Genomic DNA, 22,397 nt, shown 5'->3' with positions numbered 1-22,397 from the left:
GTGGGTTCTCGGGTCACGGACTCCCCTATGGCATCACCCGAGGGTTCGCCGAGGCCGTCGAGAAGTCTGGGGGTGGGGTCGGCGATCCGCGCGGGTCGTTCGATCTCACGTGCCCAGCCGCGGGCCTCGGCGATCACATCCCGTTCGGTGCAGAGGCGTGCGCGCAGTCTCGGGGCGTACTGAGGTGTGGTGATGAATTTCGCGCAGGTCGGCCAGAGTTCGCACTCGCAGGGGCCCTCTTGGGACAGGCGCGGGCAGCGGCCGAGTTCCCGCCCGGTCTCGTAGAAGCTGGTCTTGAGCCGGTCCAGGGCGTCCTGGTCGAGGAGGCCTGGCGATGCCGAGTTTGCGGTAGCCGGAACCGGTCGCAACCATCACCGTACGGGCCTGGTGGACAGCGCCGGTCGAGTCGGTGAGGAGTTTGACGGGCCGGTGAGGTCAACGTCGGTGATGTCGTCGTCGATCATCTCCGCGCCGAACTTCTCGGCCTGGGCCCCGCATCCTGTTCATCAGGTCGGGACCGTCGACTCCATCGGGGGAACCGGGGAAGTTCTCCACCTCGGTCGTCGTCGTCAGGGAGCCGCCGACGAAGATACTGCTGCTGCTGCCGCCGAACAGCACGGGTCTGAGCTGGGCGCGGCCGTGCAGAGGGCGGCGGTGTATCCGGCGGGGCCGGATCCGATGATGACGACGTCGCGTATCCCGCTCACGTCGTGGCCTCCGGAGCGATCTCGGCGATCAGGCCCTCGACCAGGGTCCTGATCTCGTCGCGGATGGGGCGGACGGCGGCCACGCCTTGGCCTGCGGGGTCCTCGAGCTTCCAGTCGAGGTAGCGCTTGCCGGGGAAGACGGGGCAGGTGTCGCCGCAGCCCATGGTGATGCAGACGTCGGACTCGCGGACCGCGTCGATGGTGAGGACCTTGGGGGTCTCGGCGGAGATGTCGATACCGACCTCGGCCATCGCTTCGACGGCGGCAGGGTTGACGGCATCACCCGGGGCCGAGCCGGCGGAGCGGACCTCGACACGGTCCCCGGCCAGGTGGGTCAGCCAGGCGGCGGCCATCTGGGAGCGGCCCGCGTTGTGGACGCAGACGAACAGGACGGACGGCTTGTCGGCCATGGTGATCGTTCTCTCTGGTGACATGACGGCGCTCGGCCGCCAATGACTTCAGCACCCGCTGGTATCAGCGGACGATGATGTGAGAATATCAGTGCATGCTGACTTCAGTCGATACTGATCTGATCCGGGTGCTGGGCGATCCGCTCCGCCTCCAGATCGTGACCCTGCTGGCGCGCGAGACGCTCTGTACGACACACCTGGTCGAGGAGACCGGCGCGAAGCAGACCAACCTCTCCAACCACATGAAGGTCCTGCGCGAGGCCGGCGTGGTGGAGACCGAGCCCTGCGGCCGCTTCACCTACTACAAGCTCAAGCCCGAGGTCCTGGCCGGCCTCTCCGAGCAGTTCGCCGCACTGGCCGACTCCGCCCGTACCGCTTCCGAGAACAAGAGGGCCTGCCCGTGACCTCCACCGAGCCCACGACCTCCCCCGCTCCGGTCGGCGGTGAGGACGACTCGATCGTCAAGAAGCTCTCCACCCTCGACCGCTACCTCGCGGTGTGGATCCTGCTCGCCATGGGCGTCGGTCTCGGCCTGGGCCGTCTGGTCCCGGGGATGAACGACGCGCTCGCCTCGATCGAGATCGGCGGGATCTCCCTGCCGATCGCGCTCGGCCTGCTGGTCATGATGTATCCGGTCCTCGCGAAGGTCCGCTACGACCGGCTCGACCGCGTGACCAGCGACCGCAAGCTGCTCATCTCCTCGCTGGTCATCAACTGGATCGTCGGACCCGCGGTGATGTTCGCGCTGGCCTGGATCTTCCTGCCCGACCTGCCCGAGTACCGCACCGGCCTGATCGTCGTCGGCCTCGCCCGGTGCATCGCCATGGTCATCATCTGGAACGACCTCGCCTGCGGGGACCGCGAAGCCGCAGCCGTCCTCGTCGCCCTCAACTCGGTCTTCCAGGTCATCGCGTTCGGCCTGCTCGGCTGGTTCTACCTCGACCTGCTGCCCCGCTGGATGAACCTCGGCGACGGTCAGGGCCTGGACGTGTCCGTCTGGCACATCGCGCTGAACGTCATCATCTTCCTCGGCATCCCGCTGCTCGCCGGCTTCCTCACCCGCCGCATCGGCGAGCAGAAGATGGGCCGCAGCAACTACGAGGCGACGTTCCTGCCGAAGATCGGCCCCTGGGCGCTGTACGGCCTGCTGTTCACGATCGTCATCCTCTTCGCCCTGCAGGGCAAGACCATCACCTCGCAGCCGATGGACGTCGTACGCATCGCGCTGCCGCTCCTGGTCTACTTCGCGATCATGTTCTTCGGGACCTTCCTCCTCGGCAAGGGCCTCGGCCTCGCGTACGACCGCACCACCACGCTCGCGTTCACCGCGGCGGGCAACAACTTCGAGCTGGCCATCGCCGTCGCCATCGCCACCTTCGGCGTCACGTCCGGGCAGGCCCTCTCCGGTGTCGTCGGACCGCTCATCGAAGTGCCCGTCCTGATCGGCCTCGTCTACGTCGCCCTCGCCTGGCGCAAGAAGTTCGCCCCCGACGCCGTCACCACCGCCGGGAGGGAAAGCTGATGCACTGTCTGGAATGCCACGCCGAAGGAGAGGACAGCAACGCCGTCGGCGTGTGCCACAGGTGCGGGGCCGCGGTGTGTGCGGGGCACGCCCCCACGGCGACCCGCAGCGTGCGCCACAAAAGCCTCATCGGCACTCCTGGCGAACACCAGGAGCGCACCCTGCTGTGCCCGGTCTGCGCCGAAGCCCACGCCCCGGCCGGAGCGGTACGCACACCGTGACCACCACCGATGTCGTCGTGATCGGTGGTGGTCAGGCAGGGCTCGCCGCCGGTTACCACCTGCGCCGCCAGAACCTGGACTTCGTGATCCTCGACGCCCAGAGCACTGCGGGCGGCGCTTGGCAGCACACCTGGAACTCCCTGCACCTGTTCTCACCGGCGGCCTTCTCCTCGCTGCCGGGGCGGCTCATGCCCCTACAGCCGGGCCAGGAGTACCCCGACGCCGCACACGTGGTGGACTACCTGAGCGACTACGAGCTGCGCTACAGCCTGCCCGTTCACCGCCCGGTCAAGGTCGAAGCGGTTCACCGCGACGGGAAAGGGCTGCTGGTGGAGACGGACGCCGGGCACTGGTCGGCGCGGGCGGTGATCTCGGCGACCGGCACCTGGTGGCGGCCCTTCCTGCCCGCCGTCCCGGGCCGTGAGGTGTTCGCCGGGCGCCAGCTGCACACCACCGGCTACCGGCGGCCCTCCGACTTCGCCGGGCAGCACGTCGTCGTGGTCGGCGGGGGAAACTCCGGCGCGCAGATCGCCGCGGACCTCGCCGCGGACGACAACGTGGGCCTGACGTGGGTCACCCAGCGCCCGCCCCGGTTCCTCGCCGACGACATCGACGGCCGTGCCCTGTTCGACGCCGCGACCGCCCGGCGCCGAGCCCTGGACGAGGGGCTCACCGACACCGGCGGCGTCGCCTCACTGGGCGACATCGTCGCTGTTGCTCCGGTTCGCGCCGCACGGGATGCCGGCCTGCTCACGGCCCAGCCGATGTTCACCGCCCTCACCGAGGACGGTGTGCGGTGGGCGGACGGGACGCGGGCTCACGCCACAGCGGTGATCTGGTGCACCGGCTTCCGCCCCGCCCTCTCCCACCTCGCCCCACTCGGCCTGCGTGGTCTGCGCGGCCACATCGACACCCACGAAACCCGGGCCGTCGGCGAACCGCGCCTGCATCTCCTGGGCTACGGCGACTGGACCGGGCCCGCCTCCGCCACGCTGATCGGCGTCGGCCGGCCCGCACGCAACGCCGCCCGCGAGATCGCCGCCCTGCTGGAGTGACGTCTCCCCAGCAGTGATCAGGGGAAATCGACGGCCGCACTGTCCACCCGGCCACGTCGCCGCAGCCTCTGCATCACGACCATCGGCATCCTTTTCGGCCTGGCCGCGTTCCGCATCGGCCCGCTGTCCACCCATCGAGCCAGGACGCTGAAGGCCGCGAGCTGTGCCAGGGCCTCGTGCTCCGGCAGCTCCGGCAGCTCCGGCAGCCCGTCCTCAGGTGCCGGCCGGGGGCGGGGAGACCAACGCTCACCTGGTCATCCGGGCCGTACTCGAAGACGTGGCGACCAGCATGCTGCGCGACGGTGTCGCGGAGAGTGACCGGTTCATGGTGCTCGCCGGCCTCGACCGGCCGCGGCGGCCCGGTGATCTCCCGCAAGGACGGCAAGCAGGTCCATTACCGGGCCGACGGCGCCACGATGGCCCAGCGCCTCTCCGCTCTCCAGGCGTACCTGGCGAACTGCTGCCCGCCCGACTGCGCCGGTTGCCCCGCGGGCGCGGGCCGGAGGTCAGCTGCGCAGGTCGAGCATGGCGGACATGGCCGCCACGACGGACGGGGCGACCTGGTAGTAGACCCAGGTCCCGCGCCGTTCCGAAGTCAGCAGGCCGGCCTCGCGAAGCTTCTTCAGATGGTGGGACACGGTCGGCTGGGAGACGCCGACGTCCTGGATGTCGCACACGCACGCCTCGCCACCGGGATGTGAGGCGACCCTGGAGAACAGCCGCAGCCGCACCGGGTCGGACAGCGCCTTGAACATCACGGCCATCCTCTCCGCGTCGCCCTGCGACAGCTCCCCGGCAGTGATCGGCGGGCAGCACGGCACTGCCGCTTCGGGGCCCAGCACCGGCAGCTCCACAACCTTTGAATTCGACATACGTCTATGTTGACACTCATCAATACGAGTGGCAAGCTTTGAATATAGACATCGATCGAAACAGCGACACGGTACGGTCGCTCATCCCGGAGGACATCACCGCCATGACCACCACTGCAGACCTTCCGGTTGTCGTCGTCGGCGCCGGCCCCGCCGGGCTGGCAGCCGCTGCCCATCTCGTCGAGCGCGGCATCGAACCGCTGGTCCTGGAAGCCGGGCCGAGCGCGGCCACCGCGGTGCGCGACTGGTCACACGTACGGCTCTTCTCCACCTGGAGCGAACTGACCGACCCCGCCGCCGAGAAGCTCCTGGCGCCGACCGGCTGGACCAAGCCCGCCGCGGACACCTACCCCACAGGCGGAGACTGGGCCGAGCAGTACCTCCAGCCGCTCGCCGACGTCCTCGATGACAAGGTCCGCTACGGCGCCACCGTCACCGGAGTATCCCGCCTCGGCCGCGACCGGATCGTCGACGCCGACCGCGACCAGCAGCCCTTCACCATCCGCCTCACACGCGCCGACGGCGCCGAGGAACGAATCCTGGGCCGGGCCGTGATCGACGCCTCCGGCACCTGGCACACCCCCGGCCCGATCGGCGCCGACGGACTCCCCGCCCTGGGCGAACACGCCGCCTCCACCCGCGTCTCCTACCGCATCCCCGACCTGAAGGACCCCACCGTCCGCGCCCGGTACGCGGGAAAGCGCACCGCCGTCATCGGCTCCGGCGCCTCCGCGTTCACCGCCCTGGCCACCCTCGCCGACCTCGCGAAGGACGAACCCGGCACCCACTCCGTGTGGATCCTGCGCCGTGGCATCAGCGGCTCCACCTTCGGCGGCGGCAGCGCCGACCAGCTCCCCGCCCGCGGCGCCCTGGGCCTGGCCGCCAAGGCCGCCGTCGACGACGGGTACGCCGACGCCGTCACCGGCTTCCGCACCGGAGTCATCGAGCCCGCCGACGACGGCCGCCTGGTCCTGGTCGGTGAGGACGGCCGCCGCCTCGACCCGGTGGACGAGGTCATCGTCCTGACGGGCCTGCGCCCCGACCTCTCCTTCCTGTCCGAGCTTCGTCTCGCCCTGGACGAGCGCCTGCAGGCACCGGTGGAGCTCGCCCCGCTCATCGACCCGAACCAGCACTCCTGCGGCACCGTCTACCCGCACGGCCACCGCGAACTGTCCCACCCCGAACAGGGCGTCTACCTGGTCGGTATGAAGTCCTACGGCCGCGCCCCCACCTTCCTCGCAATGACCGGCTACGAGCAGGTCCGCTCCGTCACCGCCGCCATCGCCGGCGACACCGAGTCCGCCGACCGCGTCGAACTCACCCTCCCGGAGACCGGAGTGTGCGGCGGCGCCGGACTCTTCGACGACCCGGCAGCCGGACGGGGCGACGAAGGCGGCTGCTGCGCCCCGGCACCCGCCCTCGTACAGATCGGCACCGGCAGCTCCGTACCGGTCGCAGCCGCTGAGGACACAGCCTCCGGCGGGTGCTGCGGGTCCTGAACCCGCGTGCCCCGGCCACCCCTGGCCGGGGCGCTTCCGCTCCGCGTCAGGAGGAACGTCATGTCACGCATACAACTCGCTCTGCGCGTCCCCGACCTCCGAGCCTCGATCGCCTTCTACAGCAAGCTCTTCGCGACCGAGCCGGCCAAACTGCGCGAGGGGTACGCCAACTTCGCCATCGCCGACCCACCGCTCAAGCTGGTCCTCGTCCAAGGAACAGCGGACACGGAGACGCGCATGGACCACCTCGGCGTCGAAGTCGGCACCACCGAAGAAGTCCACTCCGCCGCCTCCCGACTCCAGGACGAAGGGCTGGCGACCGACATCGAGGACGACACCACCTGCTGTTACGCCCTCCAGGACAAGGTCTGGGTCCACGGCCCCGGCCAGGAACCATGGGAGGTCTACGTCGTCAGGGCGGACGCCGGCTCGATGGCCGAGCAGAAGAGCAGCACCTGTTGCGCGGGCCCGGCCGTCACCGAAGCAGGACCGCCCGCGCCGGCCGAGGCCGGTGGCTGCTGCCCGTGACCTACCTCGATGCCCACGGGGCCACGACCGGAACGGGGGACCGGTCGCGGCCCCGTGCCGTGCTCCCCGCCCTGTGCGCCACACAGATCACCAGCTGGGGCATCGTCTACTACGCCTTCCCGGTCCTGAACCCGGCCATCACCGCCGACACCGGCTGGCCCACCGGCGCCACGACAGCCGCGTTCTCCGCAGCCCTGCTCATCTCCGCCTTCGCCGGGATCCGGGTGGGGTCGATCATCGACCACCGCGGTCCGCGCACCGTCATGACCGCCGGCTCCGTCCTCGGCACGGCGAGCATTCTCATCATTGCCGGCGCCCCCAACCTGCCGGTGTTCTTCGCCGGCTGGCTGCTGGCAGGACTGGCCATGGCGGCCACCTTCTACCAGCCCGCCTTCGCCGCGCTGACCCGCTGGTGGGCACCCGACCACGTTCGCGCCCTCACCGTCGTCACCCTCGCCGGTGGACTGGCCTCGACCCTCTTCGCACCCCTGACGGCCATGCTCGCCGACCACCTGACCTGGCGCGCCACGTATACCGTCCTTGCCCTCGTCCTCGCCACGGTGACCGTGCCCGCCCACGCCCTGGCACTGAAAGCTCCCTGGCCGAAGGCACCGCCCGCACCAGCTCACGCCGGCGACTCCGCAGCCGCAGTGGTTCGCAGCCGACCCTTCTGGATGCTGGCCACCGCACTGACCCTCTCCGCGTTCACCGTCTACGCCGTCGTCGTCGCCCTGGTCCCGCTTCTCCTGGAGCGCGGGTACTCCACCAGCCAGGCCGCCTGGGCGCTCGGCCTGGGCGGCGCCGGACAGACCCTCGGCCGCACCCTGTACGCGACACTCGCCCGCCACACCAGGGTCATCGCACGCACCACCACACTGATCGCGCTCGGCGGCGTCACCACAGCTGCCCTCGCCTTCACGCCCGGCCCCTACGCCCTGTTGGTCGCCTTGTCGGTCGCGGCCGGGATGGTCCGCGGCAACCTCACCCTGCTGCAAGCGACCGCCATCACCGACCGCTGGGGCACCACCCACTACGGCCGCCTCTCCGGGCTCCTCGCAGCACCCACCACCACAGCGTCCGCCATCGCCCCCCTCGCAGGCGCCGTCATCGCCGCACCTCTCGGCGGCTACCCCCAGCTCTTCATCGCGCTCGCGGCCATCTCGGCCGCCGCCTGCCTCACCGCACTCAGATCAGCGAGCACCAGCGGGCGCCGACCAGGGCGGCAGGGGCCGCCAGGCGAGTGAGCCACCCGCCGGCGCGGCCGGGAAGGGGAAGGAATGAGGCATGTGGGACCTGACGGGTCCGAATCCTGTCGACCGGGGCAAGTACGGTCGAAGATCCAGGACCGCAGGGCGTACTGGCCGTCAAGTCTCCTCGGACTCCCACCACTTCCAACAACTTGATGCCCGACGGGAGCGCCGGAACAGCGCGCCACGGGCCGAGTGGCCACTTCCTGTCAAGTTACTGCGTCACATGACCTTGCGGGAGTAACGCCTTGTAGCTTCGGGGGGTCTTGCTATGCGTGCTTCAGGCGGCAACGACACGTTCGAGATATCACCGCGAGACTCTGCGGGGCCCGAACCCAGGGCTCTCATCATCCTGAGGCCCCGCGACGGTTTCGAACTGACCCTCATAAGAATTTGACACCCATTGCGGGCATACGTTTTCCGGCAACACGCCACATCATGAGAGAGTTTGGCACCTATGCGCCGCATGGCACGTTTGAACGCGACAGTTGAGCTCGTGCGTCCTCGTACTCTTCTCGTCAGCCCGCTCTCGTACTGCGTGGGTGTAGCCGTGGCTGATCACCGCTTCAGCTTCACGGTACTGCTCGGCATAGCCTTTCACGTCCTCGCCCCCCTGGCCGCCAATGCCCATAATGCCGTGACCGACCTCGTGGAGGACGGCAGGAACGTACCGGGGCGCTTGAAGCTGGTCGAGACAGCTGGTGAAGCACTTCTCCAGAGGATTGTGTACGCGGGCCTGGGCGTCATGCTCCTGCTGTCGTTGGCGATATCGCTGGCCCAGACAATCATCTGGATATTCAGCGTTTTCCTGGTACTCGGATACTCCTCACGGAGATACCGGCTGAAGGGCCGTCCGATCATCGGTATGGCAGTGTTCGCGATGGCCGTCACGGAACCGTACATCGCGGGCGCACTTCTCGCGGATTCGTGGTGGGAGATTCCGCATTATGACTCCTGTCAGCCGCTCACTCTCGGAGCGTTCCTGTTCTGCTGGTACTTCGCGAAGGGAATCATGAAAAATGTTCCCGACTACGCGGGAGACAAGGAAGCCGGGCTCAGGACGATTCCGGCACTCATGTCATCGCAGCACTCGGCCGCTTGGGCCGCTGCGGCAGCGACCACACTGGTCTATTTCGCGTACCCGGTACTTGTTCTCGTCACGGGCATGCCCGATCGGCTGATGTGGGCAGCCCTCATGGTGCTGCCGGCTGTGGGTAACATGGCCGCCATGGTCCGGGCCCGAACGAAGTTGGAATACAACCGAGTCGGCCAACGGGACATGTATGTTTCCGTCGTGTTCCTTGGCCTTCTGCTCCTCGGGGTGCAACCGTCGGTGGGCTCAGCGCTGATCGGGCTCCTTGCTGTCACGGTCATGGTCGGGTCGGACGTGTTCGGAATGGACTCCCGAGCGAGTCGCCATCTCGCCCGGACCGAATCGGCAGTAAGTGTTCCTGAAGGAGGTCCGACAGGTGACGCATGACCGCATGCCTCACGGCGAAGGCTCTGAAGTACATGGGATCTTCCAGAAGATCGCCGGGTACTACGACCGGATGAACTTCGTCATGACGCTGGGCCGCCATGCACAATGGTGCCGCGACGTGGCCGCGCGTGTCGCACCGACCCCGGACGGGCAGCTCCTGGACTTGGCGACAGGAACAGGTGCGATCGCCCTGGAGGCGGCACGGAGGTACCCCGCCGCCACCGTGACCGGCGTCGACTTCTCGGAGGAGATGCTGCGCCGCGCACTGACCAAGCCCGGCGCGGACGCGGTTAGTTGGCTGCACGCGGATGCAGCGCGCCTGCCGTTCGGGAACGAGTCCTTCGACGGAATCACCGAGGGCTACCTGCTCAGGAACGTCGAGGACCTGGACGGAGTCCTTCGCGAACAGAACCGGGTCCTCAAGCCCGGCGGGCGCATTGTGATTCTCGAAACCTGCCCCCCGAGCGGCCTGGTGAAGCCGGTCATGGAGTGGGGAATGCGCGTATGCGTTCCGCTGCTGGGGCAGATCGTGGCGCGGGACCGGGCGTCCTATACCTATCTCGAATCCAGCACACTCGCCTTCAAATCTCCCCAGCATATCGCCGACATTCTGGGCGGACTCGGCTTTCAGGACATCGGATGGCACAAGAAGTTCTTCGGCACGAATGTCATACTGTGGGCCACCAAGCCGAAATGATGGATTCGCCATGCCGAACCACATTTCTGCTTTCATCTCACTTTCCGGCATGCCGGTGAACCCATGAGGTGGAGCTCAGTCCATCCTGCGCCAAATAAATCCTGCACCGAGGGACAGCAGGGGTGTCCCGAAGAGCCAGGATCTTCTTGATGAACCTAGGGGGAGATATTGTGAGCACATCTGTTCCGACCAGCACTCCAACCATTCCTCACATATCAATTACGAAGCAGGCACTGGGGCGCTGGGCACACGAACATCCCGACCGGGTCGGGTCGATCGGAATTGACGGCCGTGGGCTGACCTGGAAGGAAATCGCCACCTCGACGCGCACCTTGGCCGGCCGACTCGATCGGGCCGGCATCGGAATGGGTGATCGAGTCGCCGTCATGGCGGGTCGCTCGCAATATGCGCTCAGCAGTCTGCTGGCGATCTGGGAAAACGGATCGTCGGCGGTGCTGCTCGACGAACGGCACCCGGCCGATCGGCTGCGCTGGATAACGCAGGATTCCGCTTGCTCGGCACTCGTTTCGTCGGAACCGGATGCCGCAGATCTGGGTCTCGTCGTGATCGGGACGTCCGACTCCGAGATCGAAACTGCCGGCCATCCACTCGCAGAGTCTGACTACACCGAGTGGACCCGGCGTGAACCCGGCCCGGAGGCCTACGTCGTCTACACCTCGGGCACCACCGGTCGCCCGAAGGGTGTTCGCGTCGGCTTTGCCGGCCTGGAGAATTTTCTGGCCAACGCCGAATCGCTGGGATATCGGCCGGGCAGCCGAGCCGCCTCGGTTGTCTCTCCGGGTTTCGACGGCTGGCTGTGGTCGATACTCACTCCATTCGTCAATGGCGTCACGTGCGTGGCGATCGACACCACGCTCGGAGACGTGGAACAGAGCCTGGTCGCGCAGAAGATCGACAACCTGTGCATGACTCCCTCGCTCTATGCCTCGATCGAGAAGCTGCCGGCGGTCGAGGTGGCCGTGGTGGCCGGAGAGCGCTGCCCGGACGCCCTCGTCGTCCGCCTCCAGGAGATCGCCGACCGGGTCATCAACGTGTACGGGCCGACCGAAACCACCATCGCCGCCACCATGTCCGATACCGCTCGCCGGGAGGACCCCCGCACGATCGGCCGTCCGATGTCCGGCTACACGGTCACCGTCGTCGATGCCGACCTGAACGAGGTCTCTTCCGGCATCGCCGGCGAGGTCCTGATCGGTGGCACCGGAGTCGCGCTCGGATACATCGGCACGAGCGGGCCGAGCGGGGACCGGTTCGTCGATCTGGGCGGAGCCCGGTATTTCCGAACGGGCGATCTCGGAGTACTGCGTGAGGACGGCCAGTTGAGCTGCCTCGGCAGAACCGATAACCAGGTCAAGATCGGCGGCTTCCGCATAGAGCTCGAAGAGATCGAGAACATCGCCTGCGAGGTGCCGGGCATCAAGGGGGCAGTGGCCTATGTGCGAGGTGATCCGTACACACTCGCGATCGGCCTCCAGATGACATCCAGCACCGATCTGGACGATGGCCTCAGAAAGCAGCTCACCTCTGCGTTCGCCTCACGACTGCCGCGACAGCTGTGTCCGACGTTCACGCACCGAATCGTCGACATACCGCTCGAGCCGACCGGTAAGGTCTCGCGCCGCGAGGTGGCTGCGCTCGGCGAAGCCGAACTGTCCGGCGTCCTGGACGACATCGTCGCGGCCACCGTCCAGGCCGAGCGCGACGAGCAAGTCCTGGACAGTGTTCTCGCGGCGTGGAACGGCGCGTTCGGGCACAGCGTCGCCGAGGACTCCGACTTCTTCGCCATCGGCGGACATTCACTGCTTGCGGCTCAACTGGCCTCTCGGATAGAGGCGCAGCTGGAGGCCCCCGTTTCGATCACCGACGTCCTCACGGCCAGGACTCCCCGGGCGTTGGCCGACCGGATCGAGGAGGCGAGGCCGGCATGACCTATCTGCGATCCTTCACCACGGCCGGCGACAACGCCTCCGCGACAGTGGTGGTTTTCCCGCAGGCGGGCGCAGGCTGCCTGCGCCTGCGCTCGACCGCGTCCGCGCTCCCTTCCGGGCCGCACCTGCTGGGGGTGCAGATGCCGGGGCGCGAGGACCGGTTGTACGACTCTCCGGCGAACAGCCTCTCCGAGGTGGTCGACTGCATCAGCGCAGAACTGCGTGATCACGTGCTCCGTCGACCGCTGGTCTTCCTTGGTGTCAGCCTTGGGGCGCTCATCGCCTACGAGGTTGCGAGGAAACTCGAACCCGAGGGCGCGGGGCCGCGTTCACTCGTGGTGGCCGCAGCCCGGTCGCCGGAGTACTGGGGATCCTTTCCCGCGGCGAACCCGCCGTCGGCAGAGTTGACGGCTCTGCTCCATCCCTCTGTCCGCGATTCCGAAATCGCCCATTACGCCCTCGCGACGCTGCGCTCGGACGTGCGTCTCATGGCCGGATATCGAGTCCCGTCCAGACCGCTGACGAGCACATCGCTCCGGTCGGTATCGGGACGCCGCGACAGCGTCGCCACCACCGCGCAGATGTCCGGATGGCGGGACAGAGCAACCCATTACCAAGGACATCAAGTGATCGACGCAGATCATCACGAATTCATGGACCAGGACGTCCTCATCGGGATTCTCTCCGCCGTTGTGTTCGAGGCCGATCCCTGCCGGATGGTGCGCGGATGAAGCAGCAGGCGCCTCCTGACCTGTTCGAGCCAGGTCTGTTCGACGGAACCAGGTTCTACGATGCCTTCGCTTGGTACCGCGCGAATGACCCCGTGTCCTGGCAGCACCCCGCCGGCGAGCCGGAGGGGTTCTGGAGCGTGACGAAGTACCACGACGTGGTGTCCGTACACAGGGACAGCACAAGGATGAGTTCGACGAAGGGTATGCGGCTCGACTCGACAGACCGCGCCGTCGATGCCGTCGCGAACAAGATGCTGATCGTTTCGGACCCGCCCGATCACACGCGGATGAAGCGCGTGCTCATCCAGCCGTTCTCGAACGAGGTTCTCGCCAGAGCCGAAGAATACGTGGAGAAGGTTGTCGCCGACGTCGTCGCCGCGGCCGTTCGGAATCCGGCACCGGACCTGATCAAGCACCTCGCGCGTATCCCGACCGATGTCATCTGCGCGATCATGGGGCTGCCCCGTTCGGACTGGGCGTGGATCGGGGAAAAGACCACCGAGGCGTTCGAATCGCCCTCGGAAGTCCGTCGCATCACGGCGAACAGCGAAATTTTCAAGTACTTCTACGACTTGGTGAGCGAAAACCGCAGAACCGCTGCGAACGACTTCATCAACACGCTCACCACTCGGACCGACAGCAGCCCACAGCTGACCGACGAGGAACTTGTCTTCAATTTCAGCGGAATTCTGGCCGGTGGGAACGAAACCACCCGCTACACACTGGCTTCGCTCACGCATCAGCTGGCTGAACACCCGGACCAGTGGAGTCGAATCATCGAAGGGGAGGTCGATCCGTCCGTCGCCACCGAGGAAGGGCTGCGCTGGTCGGTGCCCGGGATGCACGTGATGCGGACCGCCACCGAGGCGGTCCGGGTCGGCGAGGCCGAGATCGAACCCGGCCAACGCGTCGTGACCTGGATCGGCTCGGCCAACCGGGATGCAGAGATATTCGACAACCCGGACACCTTCGATGTCGGACGGACCGGCAACCGGCATGTGAGCTTCGGTGCGGGGCGCCATATGTGTCTGGGGAGCCGGCTCGCGCGGCTGGAAATCACCGCGTATCTCCGGACACTGCGCAGCACGGTGGGATCCATGCAGCTCGAGGGCGAGCCCCGGTACAACGGGTCGAATTTCACGTGGGGCTTGAACGAACTTCCGGTGGTGCTCAGCGCATGACAGATACGACGCCCGCCTCTCACGTACGTGCCGTGACCCTCTGCCTTCCTGACGAAGTGTTCCGTGATGGACGAGTCGATGTCGCCGGCATCAGCGAGTACGGCGGGAAAGCGCTGGAGATCGGTGAAGAGATCACGCGTGCCGGGTTCGATGTGCAGACGGTTCGCCTTTCCGGCCCGGCGCTCGACGGGCCGGTGAACCGCGACCAACTCCGCACGCGAGCTGCTGACCTCGTCGAAGGCTGTCGTCGGGCGGGCGTGGGCAGCGCCTCTTTGAGCGCACTGCGGCCTGCCGCACTCGTTGAGCTCCAGCCGTTCGAGATCGCGGAAGTACTGACTGAACACCCGTCGCTGTTCATGTCTGTCGTGGTCGCTGACGGCGGCGACGTGCATGACGCCGCCGTCGGTTTCAGCGCGGCCGTGATCCGTGAGCTGGCGAGCCGTGACGGTGATTCCAACTTCCGGTTCGCGGCGGTCGCCAATCTGGGCGCCAACGCTCCACTGTTTCCGGGCTCCTTCAGTGACGGCGGCCCTGCGGGGGTGAGCGTCGGGCTGCAATCGGCCGGCACGCTGCTCGCACACGCCCGAGCGAATCGGCCCCGTGACCTCGCGGAGACGACACGACTGACCAGGTCGTGTCTACAGGATCAGCTGGACGTGTTCGCGGACTTGCTGAGACCGTCGTACGAGCGGCGGGACCTGCTGTTCCACGGTTTCGATCCGTCGCCGGCCTGCGCGCCGGATGCCAGTATCGGAGAGTTCCTGGAACAGGCCGGTCAGATCCGCTTCGGTGCTCCCGGAACGCTCGCAACCTGCGCCGCAGTTACCGCCGGCATCCGGTCGGTCAGCCATCCCACTGTCGGATATGCGGGTCTCATGCTCCCGGTACTCGAGGACAGGGTGCTCGCACTCGCCTGGCAGGAGGGGCGTATCAACGCCGACTCCGTGCTCGCGTACTCGTCGGTCTGCGGCGCCGGACTGGACACGATCCCCTTGCCGGGTTCGACCCCGGAGCATGAGGTCGTGGCCGTGATCAGGGACATGGCAGCGCTGTCGGCCCGGTGGGTGAAACCGCTGTCCGCCCGTCTGATGCTCGCGCCAGTCGGATCCGATCCGCAGCGTACGGAGTTCCGAGCAGAACAGATCGTCAACATCGACTATCCGACCGTTTGAGTAACGGCTCGCAGGACGCGGGGCGCGGGTCGGCAAAGGCCGGCGAGATACCGTAAGTAGTTCCCTGACTGCGGGCACGCACACCATCGGGCGGCCGGACCGGCCGCTCCGCTTCCCCCACCGGACTCACGGTCCAGCGGTGGGGGGCGTCGACGAGGGCGAGCCGGCGGTTCTCGCATCATCGATGCGAGGCGGAACATCAGTTCAGCGCCTCCGCCGGAACAGGCCTGACGCGGGCGCTGTCCGGCAGCGGGTCGCGGGAGCGGCGCTTGGCGATCACCGCGCAGACCATCAGCTGCATCTGGTGGAACAGCATCAGCGGCAGCACCGCGAGGCTCGCGTGTGCGCCGAACAGGACGCTCGCCATCGGCAGCCCGGCGGCCAGGCTCTTCTTGGATCCGGCGAACTGGATGGCGATCCGGTCCTCCCGGCCGAAGCCGAGCCGCTTCGCCCCGTACCAGCTGATCGTGAGCATCAGTGCCAGCAGCACGGCCTCGGCCCCGAGCAGCGCGCCGAGGCGGAGCGGGGTGACCTGCTGCCAGATCCCGGCGACCATGCCCTCGCTGAACGCGGTGTAGACGACGAGCAGGATCGAGCCGCGGTCGACGAGGCCCAGCACCTTGCGGTGGCGGGAGACGAATCCGCCGACCCAGCGCCGCAGCAGCTGCCCTGCGAGGAACGGCACCAGCAGTTGGAGGACGATCTTCACCAGGGAGTCTGCCGAGAAGCCCGCCGCACCGCCGCCGAGCAGCAGGGCGGCGAGCAGCGGGGTGAGCAGGATGCCGGCGAGGCTGGAGAAGGAGCCCGCGCAGATCGCGGCCGGCACGTTGCCGCGGGCCATCGAGGTGAAGGCGATCGAGGACTGGATCGTCGAGGGGACCAGGCAGAGGAAGAGGAAGCCCTCCTGGAGCTGTGGGGTCAGCACGTACGGCACGAGCCCTCCGCTCGCGAGTCCCAGAATCGGGAACGCGACGAAGGTGCAGGCCAGGACGGTGAGGTGGAGCCGCCAGTGCTTCAGCCCGTCGAGCGCGTCGGCGGTCGAGAGCCGTGCCCCGTAGAGGAAGAAGAGCAGGGCGACCGCTCCGGTCGACGCGCCTCCGGCGACATCGGCGGCCGGACCCGAGGCGGGCAGCAGCGCCGCGAGCACGACCGTGCCGATCAGCGCCAGGATGTACGGGTCGACCGGAAGCCAGGACGGCGGCTTCGGGGTGCGGCGGCTGGTGCGGCGGTTCATGTGCTCCGTGCTCTCTCGGTACGGTCGTGGCCTCCCCATCCTGCGCCTGGTCGCCGCGATCGGGAATCAGGTATACCGCTCTGACTGTCATCACGTTCCGCGATAACCTCGCCCCATGTACGACCCCGTCCAGCTCCGTACCTTCCTCGCCGTCGCCCAGACCCTGAGCTTCACGCAGGCGGCCCGCCGGCTCGGTGTCCGTCAGTCGACCGTCAGCCAGCACGTGCGCCGGCTGGAGGCCGCGGCGGGCCGGCAGTTGTTCAGCCGGGACACGCACCGGGTCGATCTCACCGAGGACGGCGAGGCGATGCTGGGCTTCGCCCGCACGATCCTGCAGGCCAACGAGCGGGCGGCGGCGTTCTTCACCGGCACCCGGCTGCGCGGCCGGCTGCGCTTCGGGGCCTCCGAGGACTTCGTCCTGACCCGGCTGCCGGAGATCCTGGAGTCCTTCCGCCGCGAGCACCCCGAGGTCGAGCTGGAGCTGACCGTGGAGCTGTCCGGGACGCTGCACCAGCGGCTCGCGGCGGGCCGGCTCGACCTGGTGCTCGCCAAGCGGCGCCCCGGGGACACCCACGGCGAGCTGGTGTGGCGGGACACGCTGACCTGGATCGGCGCCCCGCAGCTCCGGATCGACCCCGAGCGCCCGCTGCCGCTGATCGTCTTCCCACCGCCGGGGCTCACGAGGGCGCGCGCCCTGGAGGTACTGGAGGAGCACGGCAGGCCCTGGCGGATCGCGTGCACGAGTGGGAGCCTGAGCGGACTCGTCGCGGCGGCCCGTGCGGGTCTGGGCGTGATGGCGCACACCCGGGGACTGATCCCTCCGGAACTGGTTCCGGTGCCTGCCAGGGCGGGTCTGCCGGAGCTCGGCGAGGTGGACTTCGTCCTGCTCCACGGGCGGCGCAGGGACGCCGCCCAGGAGGCGGCCGACGCCCTGGCCGCGGCGATCCTGGCAGGCGGCGACCGGCTGTACCGCGGTCCCGGCACGCCCTCGCACACGGCACCCGCGTAAGCACCGCGTACAGATTCGGTGGAGATTCCCGCGCGAGCCACTTACCCGGCGGTCAGAAGTGCGCCCGAGCCCGGCCCATCTGGCCCGATTTCTGTGGGCGGCCTGTCCGGATGCCTCGATTTCAGGAGACTTCGGACCCTCCCGCTGCCGTGCCGGGTGGGGTAGCGTCGCGGCGCCGTGCGGAGCGCCACAAGGAGCAGGTCATTGCGCGAGTTCACTGTCCCACCCATGGCCGCCGCCCCTCAAGTCGGCGGCCTCGCCGACACCGTCTTCGACTATGCGGAGGACGATCCGCACCGGATCACCCTCGGTCGCAAGGACGCGGACGGACAGTGGCACGACGTCACCGCCGCCGCCTTCCGCGACGAGGTGCTCGCGCTGGCCAAGGGGCTGATCGCGCACGGCGTCCGGTTCGGCGACCGGGTCGCGCTGATGTCGCGTACCCGCTACGAGTGGACGCTCTTCGACTACGCGCTCTGGACGGTGGGCGCGCAGTCCGTGCCCGTCTATCCGACATCGTCGGCCGAGCAGGTCCTGTGGATGCTGCACGACGCCGAGGTCGCGGCCGTGATGGTGGAGCACGAGGACCATGCGATGACGATCGGTTCGGTCATCGACCGGCTGCCGAATCTGAAGCGGCTCTGGCAGCTGGACGCCGACGCGGTGACCGAGCTCGTCGACGCCGGGGTCCAGATCGACGACGAGGTCGTGCACCGGCACCGGCGCGCCGTGACCCCCGACTCGGTGGCGACGCTGATCTACACCTCCGGCACGACGGGGCGCCCCAAGGGCTGCGTGATCACCCACGCCAACTTCATGTTCGAGTCCGACACCATGGTCTCCCGCTGGGCTCCGGTGTTCCGTTCCAAGCCGGGCGACGAGGCCGCGACGCTGCTCTTCCTGCCGCTCGCCCATGTCTTCGGCCGGATGGTGGAGATCGCGGCGCTGCGGGGCCGGGTGAAGCTGGGCCACCAGCCGGAGCTCTCGGCGAAGGCCCTGATGCCGGACCTCGTGTCGTTCCGCCCGAGCTTCATCCTCGCGGTGCCGTACATCTTCGAGAAGGTCTTCAGCGGGGTGCGGCGCAAGGCGGAGTCGGAGGGCCGTCTCGGACCGTTCGACAAGTCCGTCGAGGTCGCGGTGAAGTACGCGGAGGCGATGGAGGAGCGGGCCTTCGGCACGGGACCCGGGCCTTCCGCCGGGCTGCGGATGCAGCACCAGTTCTTCGACAAGGTCGTCTACCGGAAGGTCCGCGACGCCATGGGCGGCCGGGTGCGGCACGCGATGTCGGGCGGTTCCGGCATGGACCGGCAGCTGGGCCTGTTCTTCGAGGGCGCGGGCGTCACGATCTACGAGGGGTACGGCCTCACCGAGACGACCGCCGCCGCCACGGCCAATCCGCCCGAGCGCACCCGCTACGGCACGGTCGGTCAGGCGATCCCCGGCTCCAGCGTGCACATCGCGAGGGACGGCGAGGTGTGGGTGCACGGCGCGAACGTGTTCTCCGGGTACCTGGGCGACCCGAAGGCCACCGACGCCGTGCTGCACGACGGCTGGCTGGCCACCGGCGACCTGGGGGCACTCGACGAGGACGGCTATCTGACCATCACCGGACGGAAGAAGGAGATCCTGGTGACGTCCGGCGGCAAGAGCGTGTCGCCGGCCGGACTGGAGGAGCGGGTGCGCGCGCATCCGCTGGTGGCGCAGTGCATCGTCGTCGGCAACGACCGGCCCTACATCGCCGCGCTGGTGACCGTGGACCAGGAGTCGGTGGACCACTGGCTCGTCATGCAGGGCCGCACACCCATGCCCGCCGCGGACCTGGTGCGCGACCCCGACCTGGAGATGGAGGTCCGCCGGGCGGTGGTGGCCGCGAACACGGCGGTGTCCCAGGCGGAGTCCATCCGTACGTTCCGGATCCTGGCGCATCCGTTCACCGAGGAGCACGGTCTGCTGACGCCGTCGCTCAAGCTGAAGCGGAAGTCGATCGAGACGGCGTACGCGGCCGAGGTCGACGCCCTCTATCACTGATCCGGTCCATGACCGGCCCGGGATAAGCTTTCTGATGAGGCGTCACGCACGGGCGCGCCATTCCGCCACGTTCTTCCGGTCGCCGGTTCGCCGCAGGTGGGAATGCGTAGGCTGCGTTGATCGTTCCTCCGGGAGAACCGACCGACAACGTAAGGATCGACTGCTCGTGAGCCAGGTCCCTTCCCTCACCCTGAACAACGGCCTCTCAATGCCGCAGCTCGGCTTCGGTGTCTGGCAGGTGCCGGACGACGAGGCCACGAAGGCCGTGGCCACGGCCATCGAGGCCGGGTACCGGAGCATCGACACCGCCGCGGTCTACCGCAACGAGACGGGCACCGGTAAGGGCATCGCGGCCTCCGGTGTGCCGCGCGACGAGCTGTTCGTCACCACCAAGGTGTGGAACGGCGACCAGGGCTACGACTCGACGCTGCGCGCCTTCGACGCCTCGCTGGACCGGCTGGGCCTGGACCATGTCGACCTCTACCTCATCCACTGGCCGGTGCCGGCCAAGGACGCCTACGTCGACACGTACAAGGCCCTGGAGAAGATCCACGCCGACGGCCGTGCGAAGTCCATCGGTGTGTCGAACTTCTTCCCGGCGGCCCTGGAGCGCCTGATGGGCGAAACCTCCGTCGTTCCCGCGGTCAACCAGATCGAACTGCACCCGCAGTTCCAGCAGACGGAGGCCCGCGCCTTCCACGCCCGGCACGGCATCGTCACGGAAGCCTGGTCGCCGCTGGGGCAGGGCAAGGGCCTGGCGGTCCCGACCGTCGTCGCGGTCGCCCAGAAGCACGGCCGGACGCCTGCCCAGGTGGTGCTCCGCTGGCACCTCCAGACGGGCCACATCGCGATCCCGAAGTCCGTGACCCCGTCGCGGATCGTGGAGAACCTCGGAGTGTTCGGCTTCGAGCTGGACGCCGACGACCTGGCCGCGTTCGCCGCGCTCGACGAGGGCAAGCGTATCGGAGGCGACCCGGCCGAGTTCAACCTCGGCGCCTGACGGCTCCCGAGCCCGCCGAAGAGGACCGGACCATGAGCGGGGACACCTTGCCCGTCGTCGAAGAGGGCCTGTACCGCCTGCGCAATGTGGCCAGCGGGCTGCTGCTGGAGGTGTACGGCGGGGCCAGGGGCAGCGGGGCGAACGTCCAGCAGGGCGAGGACGACGGCACCACGGCCCAGCACTGGCGGCTCGCGCCCGTGCACGAGGGTGCCGCCCTGTACCACCTGGTCAACGCCAACAGCGAGAAGCGGCTGGACGTCGCGGGCGCCTCCACGGAGAACGGCGCGAACGTCCAGCAGTGGAAGGCCAACAACTTCGGCGCCCAGGAATGGCTGATCGAACAGCATCTGGAGTCACCGGGCACGGTGACCCTGGTCAGCTTCGTCAGCGGACTCGTCCTGGAGGTCGCCGAGGCCTCGGCCGAGGACGGCGCCAACGTCCGTCAGTGGGAGGACACCGACTCCCCCGGCCAGTGGTGGCGGCTGGAGCGGGTGGCCGAATCCTGACGCCGTCAGGCCGTGGCCCGGGTCACGCGGCGCCCAGACGACCGCCCGGGTCACGCGGCGCCCAGACAACCGCCCCGGTCACGCAGTGCCCAGACAACCGCCCAGGTCACGCAGTGCCCAGACAACCGCCCGGGTCCTGACCGCCGTCAGGATGGTGCGGTTCCCGACCGCCGTCAGCCGGTGGTCCGGGGGCCTGCCGGGCCAGATGCGCGGTGCGCGCGGACAGGGTGAAGACGTCCGGGCGCAGCCGGAGCCCGGCGGGGTCGGCCGGGTCGAGCAGTCGGTCGAGCGCGGCGGTGTCCTCGGCCGTCAAGCGGTCGGCGAACGCCTCGCGCCTGCGGGCGAAGTCCGTCACGGCACGGTCGAGCGCGGCGGCGGGCAGCGGCGCGGGGAGATCGAGCAGGAAGCTGCGGGTGCCCTGGGGTTCCAGGCCCACGGCCGTGAACAGGGCGCTCCAGTCCTCGGTCTCCCTGATGGTCCCCGGCAGCCCGGCGCGCATGTCGTCGAACCGGTCGGCGGCGAGGACATCGAGCCTTGTCTCCAGTCCGGGCCTGCCGAAGCCGATGTCGCGCGGGAGGTAGCGGGTGGCCAGGCCGCCTTCGAGCAGGGCCAGTGTGCCGCCGGGGCGGAGCAGCCCGGCGAAGCCCGCCAGTCCGCCCCGCTGGTCCCCGATGTGGTGCAGGGTGTTGCCCACCCAGATCAGGTCGGCCTCGCCCAGCTTCCCCAGGTCCTGCGGGAGTTCGGCATGGAGGGTGCGTATGCGCTCTCCCACCCCGTACCGCTCCGCGCGGGCCCCGGTGCGTTCCAGGAGGGCCGGGGTGCCGTCCACGGCGAGGATCTCGGCCTCGGGGAACACCTCGGCGAGCAGGCAGCTGATCACACCGGGGCCGCAGCCGAGGTCGAGGACCTTGCGCACCCTCGGCGCGGTGGGCAGGCCCGCGATCCATCGGGCGGCCGCCTCGTACTGCGGGCGGCTCAGTTCGGCCTCCTGCTCCAGCACCGGGCCCACGACGTCCCAGTCGAACGCGTCGGGGTGGTGGTCATGGGCATGGGCGTGGCCGTCGGCATGCGCGTGCGCGGTGTGCTTGCTCATGGGGATCAGCTTCCACGGGAACGCGGTTCCGGGCGAATTTCCTTGCCGGTTCAGCAAACAGGTTTCCCGTTGCGGTATTCCTGCGGGCTCACGCCCCGTACCCGTTTGAAGGCCGCGCTGAAGGCGAACGAGCCGCTGTAGCCCACTTTGCGCGCGACGGTCTCCACGGTCGCGTCCGTCTCCCGCAGCAGGTCGGCGGCCAGGGCGAGGCGCCAGCCGGTGAGGTACGCCATCGGCGGCTCCCCGACCAGTTCGG

The 22,397-nt window shown here is 68.5% G+C and carries 22 protein-coding genes and 1 pseudogene; 17 read left to right on the top strand and 6 right to left on the bottom strand.

Features of this window, described 5'->3' with window-relative positions; genetic code table 11:
• Positions 1-327: 327 nt before the first annotated feature.
• Positions 328-707, bottom strand: a pseudogene (locus OG524_RS31450) (NAD(P)/FAD-dependent oxidoreductase); the annotation flags it as partial.
• Positions 704-1,117, bottom strand: a complete 414-nt coding sequence (locus OG524_RS31445) for an arsenate reductase ArsC (protein ID WP_405387216.1) — start codon at positions 1,115-1,117, stop codon at positions 704-706. The gene OG524_RS31445 and the pseudogene OG524_RS31450, both read right to left, overlap by 4 nt.
• Before the next feature lie 95 nt (positions 1,118-1,212).
• Here OG524_RS31445 and OG524_RS31440 point away from each other — a divergent pair, with 95 nt between their 5' ends.
• The 4 genes from OG524_RS31440 to OG524_RS31425 are packed head-to-tail and all read left to right on the top strand — an operon-like array spanning position 1,213 to position 3,915.
• Complete coding sequence (locus tag OG524_RS31440) at positions 1,213-1,521, top strand: ArsR/SmtB family transcription factor (RefSeq protein ID WP_405387218.1); 309 nt, start codon at positions 1,213-1,215, stop codon at positions 1,519-1,521.
• The gene (gene arsB / locus OG524_RS31435; protein ID WP_405387221.1) at positions 1,518-2,639 is read left to right on the top strand and encodes an ACR3 family arsenite efflux transporter; all 1,122 of its coding nucleotides are present in this window, start codon (positions 1,518-1,520) and stop codon (positions 2,637-2,639) included. Before OG524_RS31440 ends, arsB begins: the two co-directional genes overlap by 4 nt.
• A complete protein-coding gene (locus OG524_RS31430) occupies positions 2,639-2,860 on the top strand; it encodes a DUF2180 family protein (protein ID WP_405387223.1) in 222 nt (73 codons plus the stop codon). The genes arsB and OG524_RS31430 overlap by 1 nt, the downstream gene beginning before the upstream one ends.
• Complete coding sequence (locus tag OG524_RS31425; protein ID WP_405387226.1) at positions 2,857-3,915, top strand: ArsO family NAD(P)H-dependent flavin-containing monooxygenase; 1,059 nt, start codon at positions 2,857-2,859, stop codon at positions 3,913-3,915. The genes OG524_RS31430 and OG524_RS31425 overlap by 4 nt, the downstream gene beginning before the upstream one ends.
• Positions 3,916-4,421: 506 nt before the next feature.
• Here the strand turns inward: OG524_RS31425 and OG524_RS31420 are convergent.
• Positions 4,422-4,787, bottom strand: a complete 366-nt coding sequence (locus tag OG524_RS31420; RefSeq protein ID WP_405387229.1) for an ArsR/SmtB family transcription factor — start codon at positions 4,785-4,787, stop codon at positions 4,422-4,424.
• A gap of 104 nt (positions 4,788-4,891) precedes the next feature.
• On the opposite strand from OG524_RS31420, the gene OG524_RS31415 reads away from it, so the two are divergent.
• The 9 genes from OG524_RS31415 to OG524_RS31375 all read left to right on the top strand — a co-directional run bounded on the left by OG524_RS31415 (position 4,892) and on the right by OG524_RS31375 (position 15,271).
• Positions 4,892-6,286: an NAD(P)-binding domain-containing protein gene (locus tag OG524_RS31415; RefSeq protein WP_405387231.1), complete on the top strand. Its 1,395-nt coding sequence runs from the start codon at positions 4,892-4,894 to the stop codon at positions 6,284-6,286.
• A 60-nt stretch (positions 6,287-6,346) separates the two neighbouring features.
• Entirely contained in the window at positions 6,347-6,814 is a 468-nt protein-coding gene (locus OG524_RS31410; protein ID WP_405387233.1) for an ArsI/CadI family heavy metal resistance metalloenzyme, read from the top strand.
• Entirely contained in the window at positions 6,811-8,058 is a 1,248-nt protein-coding gene (locus OG524_RS31405; RefSeq protein WP_405812110.1) for an MFS transporter, read from the top strand. Before OG524_RS31410 ends, OG524_RS31405 begins: the two co-directional genes overlap by 4 nt.
• A 460-nt stretch (positions 8,059-8,518) precedes the next feature.
• Positions 8,519-9,541, top strand: coding sequence for a UbiA family prenyltransferase (locus OG524_RS31400; RefSeq protein ID WP_405812109.1), 1,023 nt, complete (start codon positions 8,519-8,521; stop codon positions 9,539-9,541).
• A complete protein-coding gene (locus tag OG524_RS31395) occupies positions 9,531-10,238 on the top strand; it encodes a ubiquinone/menaquinone biosynthesis methyltransferase (RefSeq protein WP_405387238.1) in 708 nt (235 codons plus the stop codon). Before OG524_RS31400 ends, OG524_RS31395 begins: the two co-directional genes overlap by 11 nt.
• A 170-nt stretch (positions 10,239-10,408) precedes the next feature.
• A complete protein-coding gene (locus OG524_RS31390) occupies positions 10,409-12,187 on the top strand; it encodes an AMP-binding protein (RefSeq protein ID WP_405387240.1) in 1,779 nt (592 codons plus the stop codon).
• On the top strand, positions 12,184-12,918 hold the full coding sequence (locus OG524_RS31385) for a thioesterase II family protein (protein ID WP_405812108.1): 735 nt from the start codon (positions 12,184-12,186) through the stop codon (positions 12,916-12,918). The genes OG524_RS31390 and OG524_RS31385 overlap by 4 nt, the downstream gene beginning before the upstream one ends.
• On the top strand, positions 12,915-14,099 hold the full coding sequence (locus tag OG524_RS31380; protein WP_405812107.1) for a cytochrome P450: 1,185 nt from the start codon (positions 12,915-12,917) through the stop codon (positions 14,097-14,099). The genes OG524_RS31385 and OG524_RS31380 overlap by 4 nt, the downstream gene beginning before the upstream one ends.
• Complete coding sequence (locus OG524_RS31375; protein ID WP_405812106.1) at positions 14,096-15,271, top strand: DUF711 family protein; 1,176 nt, start codon at positions 14,096-14,098, stop codon at positions 15,269-15,271. Before OG524_RS31380 ends, OG524_RS31375 begins: the two co-directional genes overlap by 4 nt.
• Positions 15,272-15,470: 199 nt before the next feature.
• On the opposite strand, the gene OG524_RS31370 is transcribed toward OG524_RS31375, so the two are convergent.
• The gene (locus OG524_RS31370) at positions 15,471-16,505 is read right to left on the bottom strand and encodes a bile acid:sodium symporter family protein (protein ID WP_405812105.1); all 1,035 of its coding nucleotides are present in this window, start codon (positions 16,503-16,505) and stop codon (positions 15,471-15,473) included.
• A 115-nt stretch (positions 16,506-16,620) separates the two neighbouring features.
• Here OG524_RS31370 and OG524_RS31365 point away from each other — a divergent pair, with 115 nt between their 5' ends.
• From OG524_RS31365 to OG524_RS31350, 4 genes are all read left to right on the top strand, one after another.
• Positions 16,621-17,514, top strand: coding sequence for a LysR substrate-binding domain-containing protein (locus tag OG524_RS31365; RefSeq protein WP_405387250.1), 894 nt, complete (start codon positions 16,621-16,623; stop codon positions 17,512-17,514).
• 228 nt (positions 17,515-17,742) lie between these two features.
• Positions 17,743-19,542: an AMP-dependent synthetase/ligase gene (locus OG524_RS31360; RefSeq protein ID WP_405812523.1), complete on the top strand. Its 1,800-nt coding sequence runs from the start codon at positions 17,743-17,745 to the stop codon at positions 19,540-19,542.
• A 166-nt stretch (positions 19,543-19,708) separates the two neighbouring features.
• On the top strand, positions 19,709-20,542 hold the full coding sequence (locus tag OG524_RS31355) for an aldo/keto reductase (RefSeq protein WP_405812104.1): 834 nt from the start codon (positions 19,709-19,711) through the stop codon (positions 20,540-20,542).
• Between the two features lie 32 nt (positions 20,543-20,574).
• The gene (locus tag OG524_RS31350; protein ID WP_405387253.1) at positions 20,575-21,048 is read left to right on the top strand and encodes an RICIN domain-containing protein; all 474 of its coding nucleotides are present in this window, start codon (positions 20,575-20,577) and stop codon (positions 21,046-21,048) included.
• Between the two features lie 106 nt (positions 21,049-21,154).
• Here OG524_RS31350 and OG524_RS31345 read toward each other — a convergent pair whose 3' ends face one another.
• Entirely contained in the window at positions 21,155-22,141 is a 987-nt protein-coding gene (locus OG524_RS31345) for a class I SAM-dependent methyltransferase (RefSeq protein ID WP_405812103.1), read from the bottom strand.
• Positions 22,142-22,191: 50 nt separating this feature from the next.
• Complete coding sequence (locus tag OG524_RS31340) at positions 22,192-22,374, bottom strand: helix-turn-helix domain-containing protein (protein WP_405387256.1); 183 nt, start codon at positions 22,372-22,374, stop codon at positions 22,192-22,194.
• Positions 22,375-22,397 lie beyond the last annotated feature (23 nt).

It is taken from the genome of Streptomyces sp. NBC_01520 (genome assembly GCF_045040375.1).
GTDB lineage: Bacteria > Actinomycetota > Actinomycetes > Streptomycetales > Streptomycetaceae > Streptomyces.
Note: the sequence above shows the minus strand (reverse complement) of the source record. Positions and strands in the feature narration are given on the sequence as shown.

Coding starts and splice junctions, on each gene's coding strand:
- OG524_RS31440 (WP_405387218.1), top strand. CDS start 1,213: ATGCTGACTTCAGTCGATACTGATCTGATCCGGGTGCTGGGCGATCCG.
- OG524_RS31350 (WP_405387253.1), top strand. CDS start 20,575: ATGAGCGGGGACACCTTGCCCGTCGTCGAAGAGGGCCTGTACCGCCTG.
- OG524_RS31360 (WP_405812523.1), top strand. CDS start 17,743: ATGGCCGCCGCCCCTCAAGTCGGCGGCCTCGCCGACACCGTCTTCGAC.
- OG524_RS31370 (WP_405812105.1), bottom strand. CDS start 16,505: ATGAACCGCCGCACCAGCCGCCGCACCCCGAAGCCGCCGTCCTGGCTT.
- OG524_RS31400 (WP_405812109.1), top strand. CDS start 8,519: ATGCGCCGCATGGCACGTTTGAACGCGACAGTTGAGCTCGTGCGTCCT.
- OG524_RS31340 (WP_405387256.1), bottom strand. CDS start 22,374: ATGGCGTACCTCACCGGCTGGCGCCTCGCCCTGGCCGCCGACCTGCTG.
- OG524_RS31410 (WP_405387233.1), top strand. CDS start 6,347: ATGTCACGCATACAACTCGCTCTGCGCGTCCCCGACCTCCGAGCCTCG.
- OG524_RS31385 (WP_405812108.1), top strand. CDS start 12,184: ATGACCTATCTGCGATCCTTCACCACGGCCGGCGACAACGCCTCCGCG.
- OG524_RS31365 (WP_405387250.1), top strand. CDS start 16,621: ATGTACGACCCCGTCCAGCTCCGTACCTTCCTCGCCGTCGCCCAGACC.
- OG524_RS31415 (WP_405387231.1), top strand. CDS start 4,892: ATGACCACCACTGCAGACCTTCCGGTTGTCGTCGTCGGCGCCGGCCCC.
- OG524_RS31375 (WP_405812106.1), top strand. CDS start 14,096: ATGACAGATACGACGCCCGCCTCTCACGTACGTGCCGTGACCCTCTGC.
- OG524_RS31445 (WP_405387216.1), bottom strand. CDS start 1,117: ATGGCCGACAAGCCGTCCGTCCTGTTCGTCTGCGTCCACAACGCGGGC.
- OG524_RS31420 (WP_405387229.1), bottom strand. CDS start 4,787: ATGTCGAATTCAAAGGTTGTGGAGCTGCCGGTGCTGGGCCCCGAAGCG.
- OG524_RS31380 (WP_405812107.1), top strand. CDS start 12,915: ATGAAGCAGCAGGCGCCTCCTGACCTGTTCGAGCCAGGTCTGTTCGAC.
- OG524_RS31345 (WP_405812103.1), bottom strand. CDS start 22,141: ATGAGCAAGCACACCGCGCACGCGCATGCCGACGGCCACGCCCATGCC.
- OG524_RS31430 (WP_405387223.1), top strand. CDS start 2,639: ATGCACTGTCTGGAATGCCACGCCGAAGGAGAGGACAGCAACGCCGTC.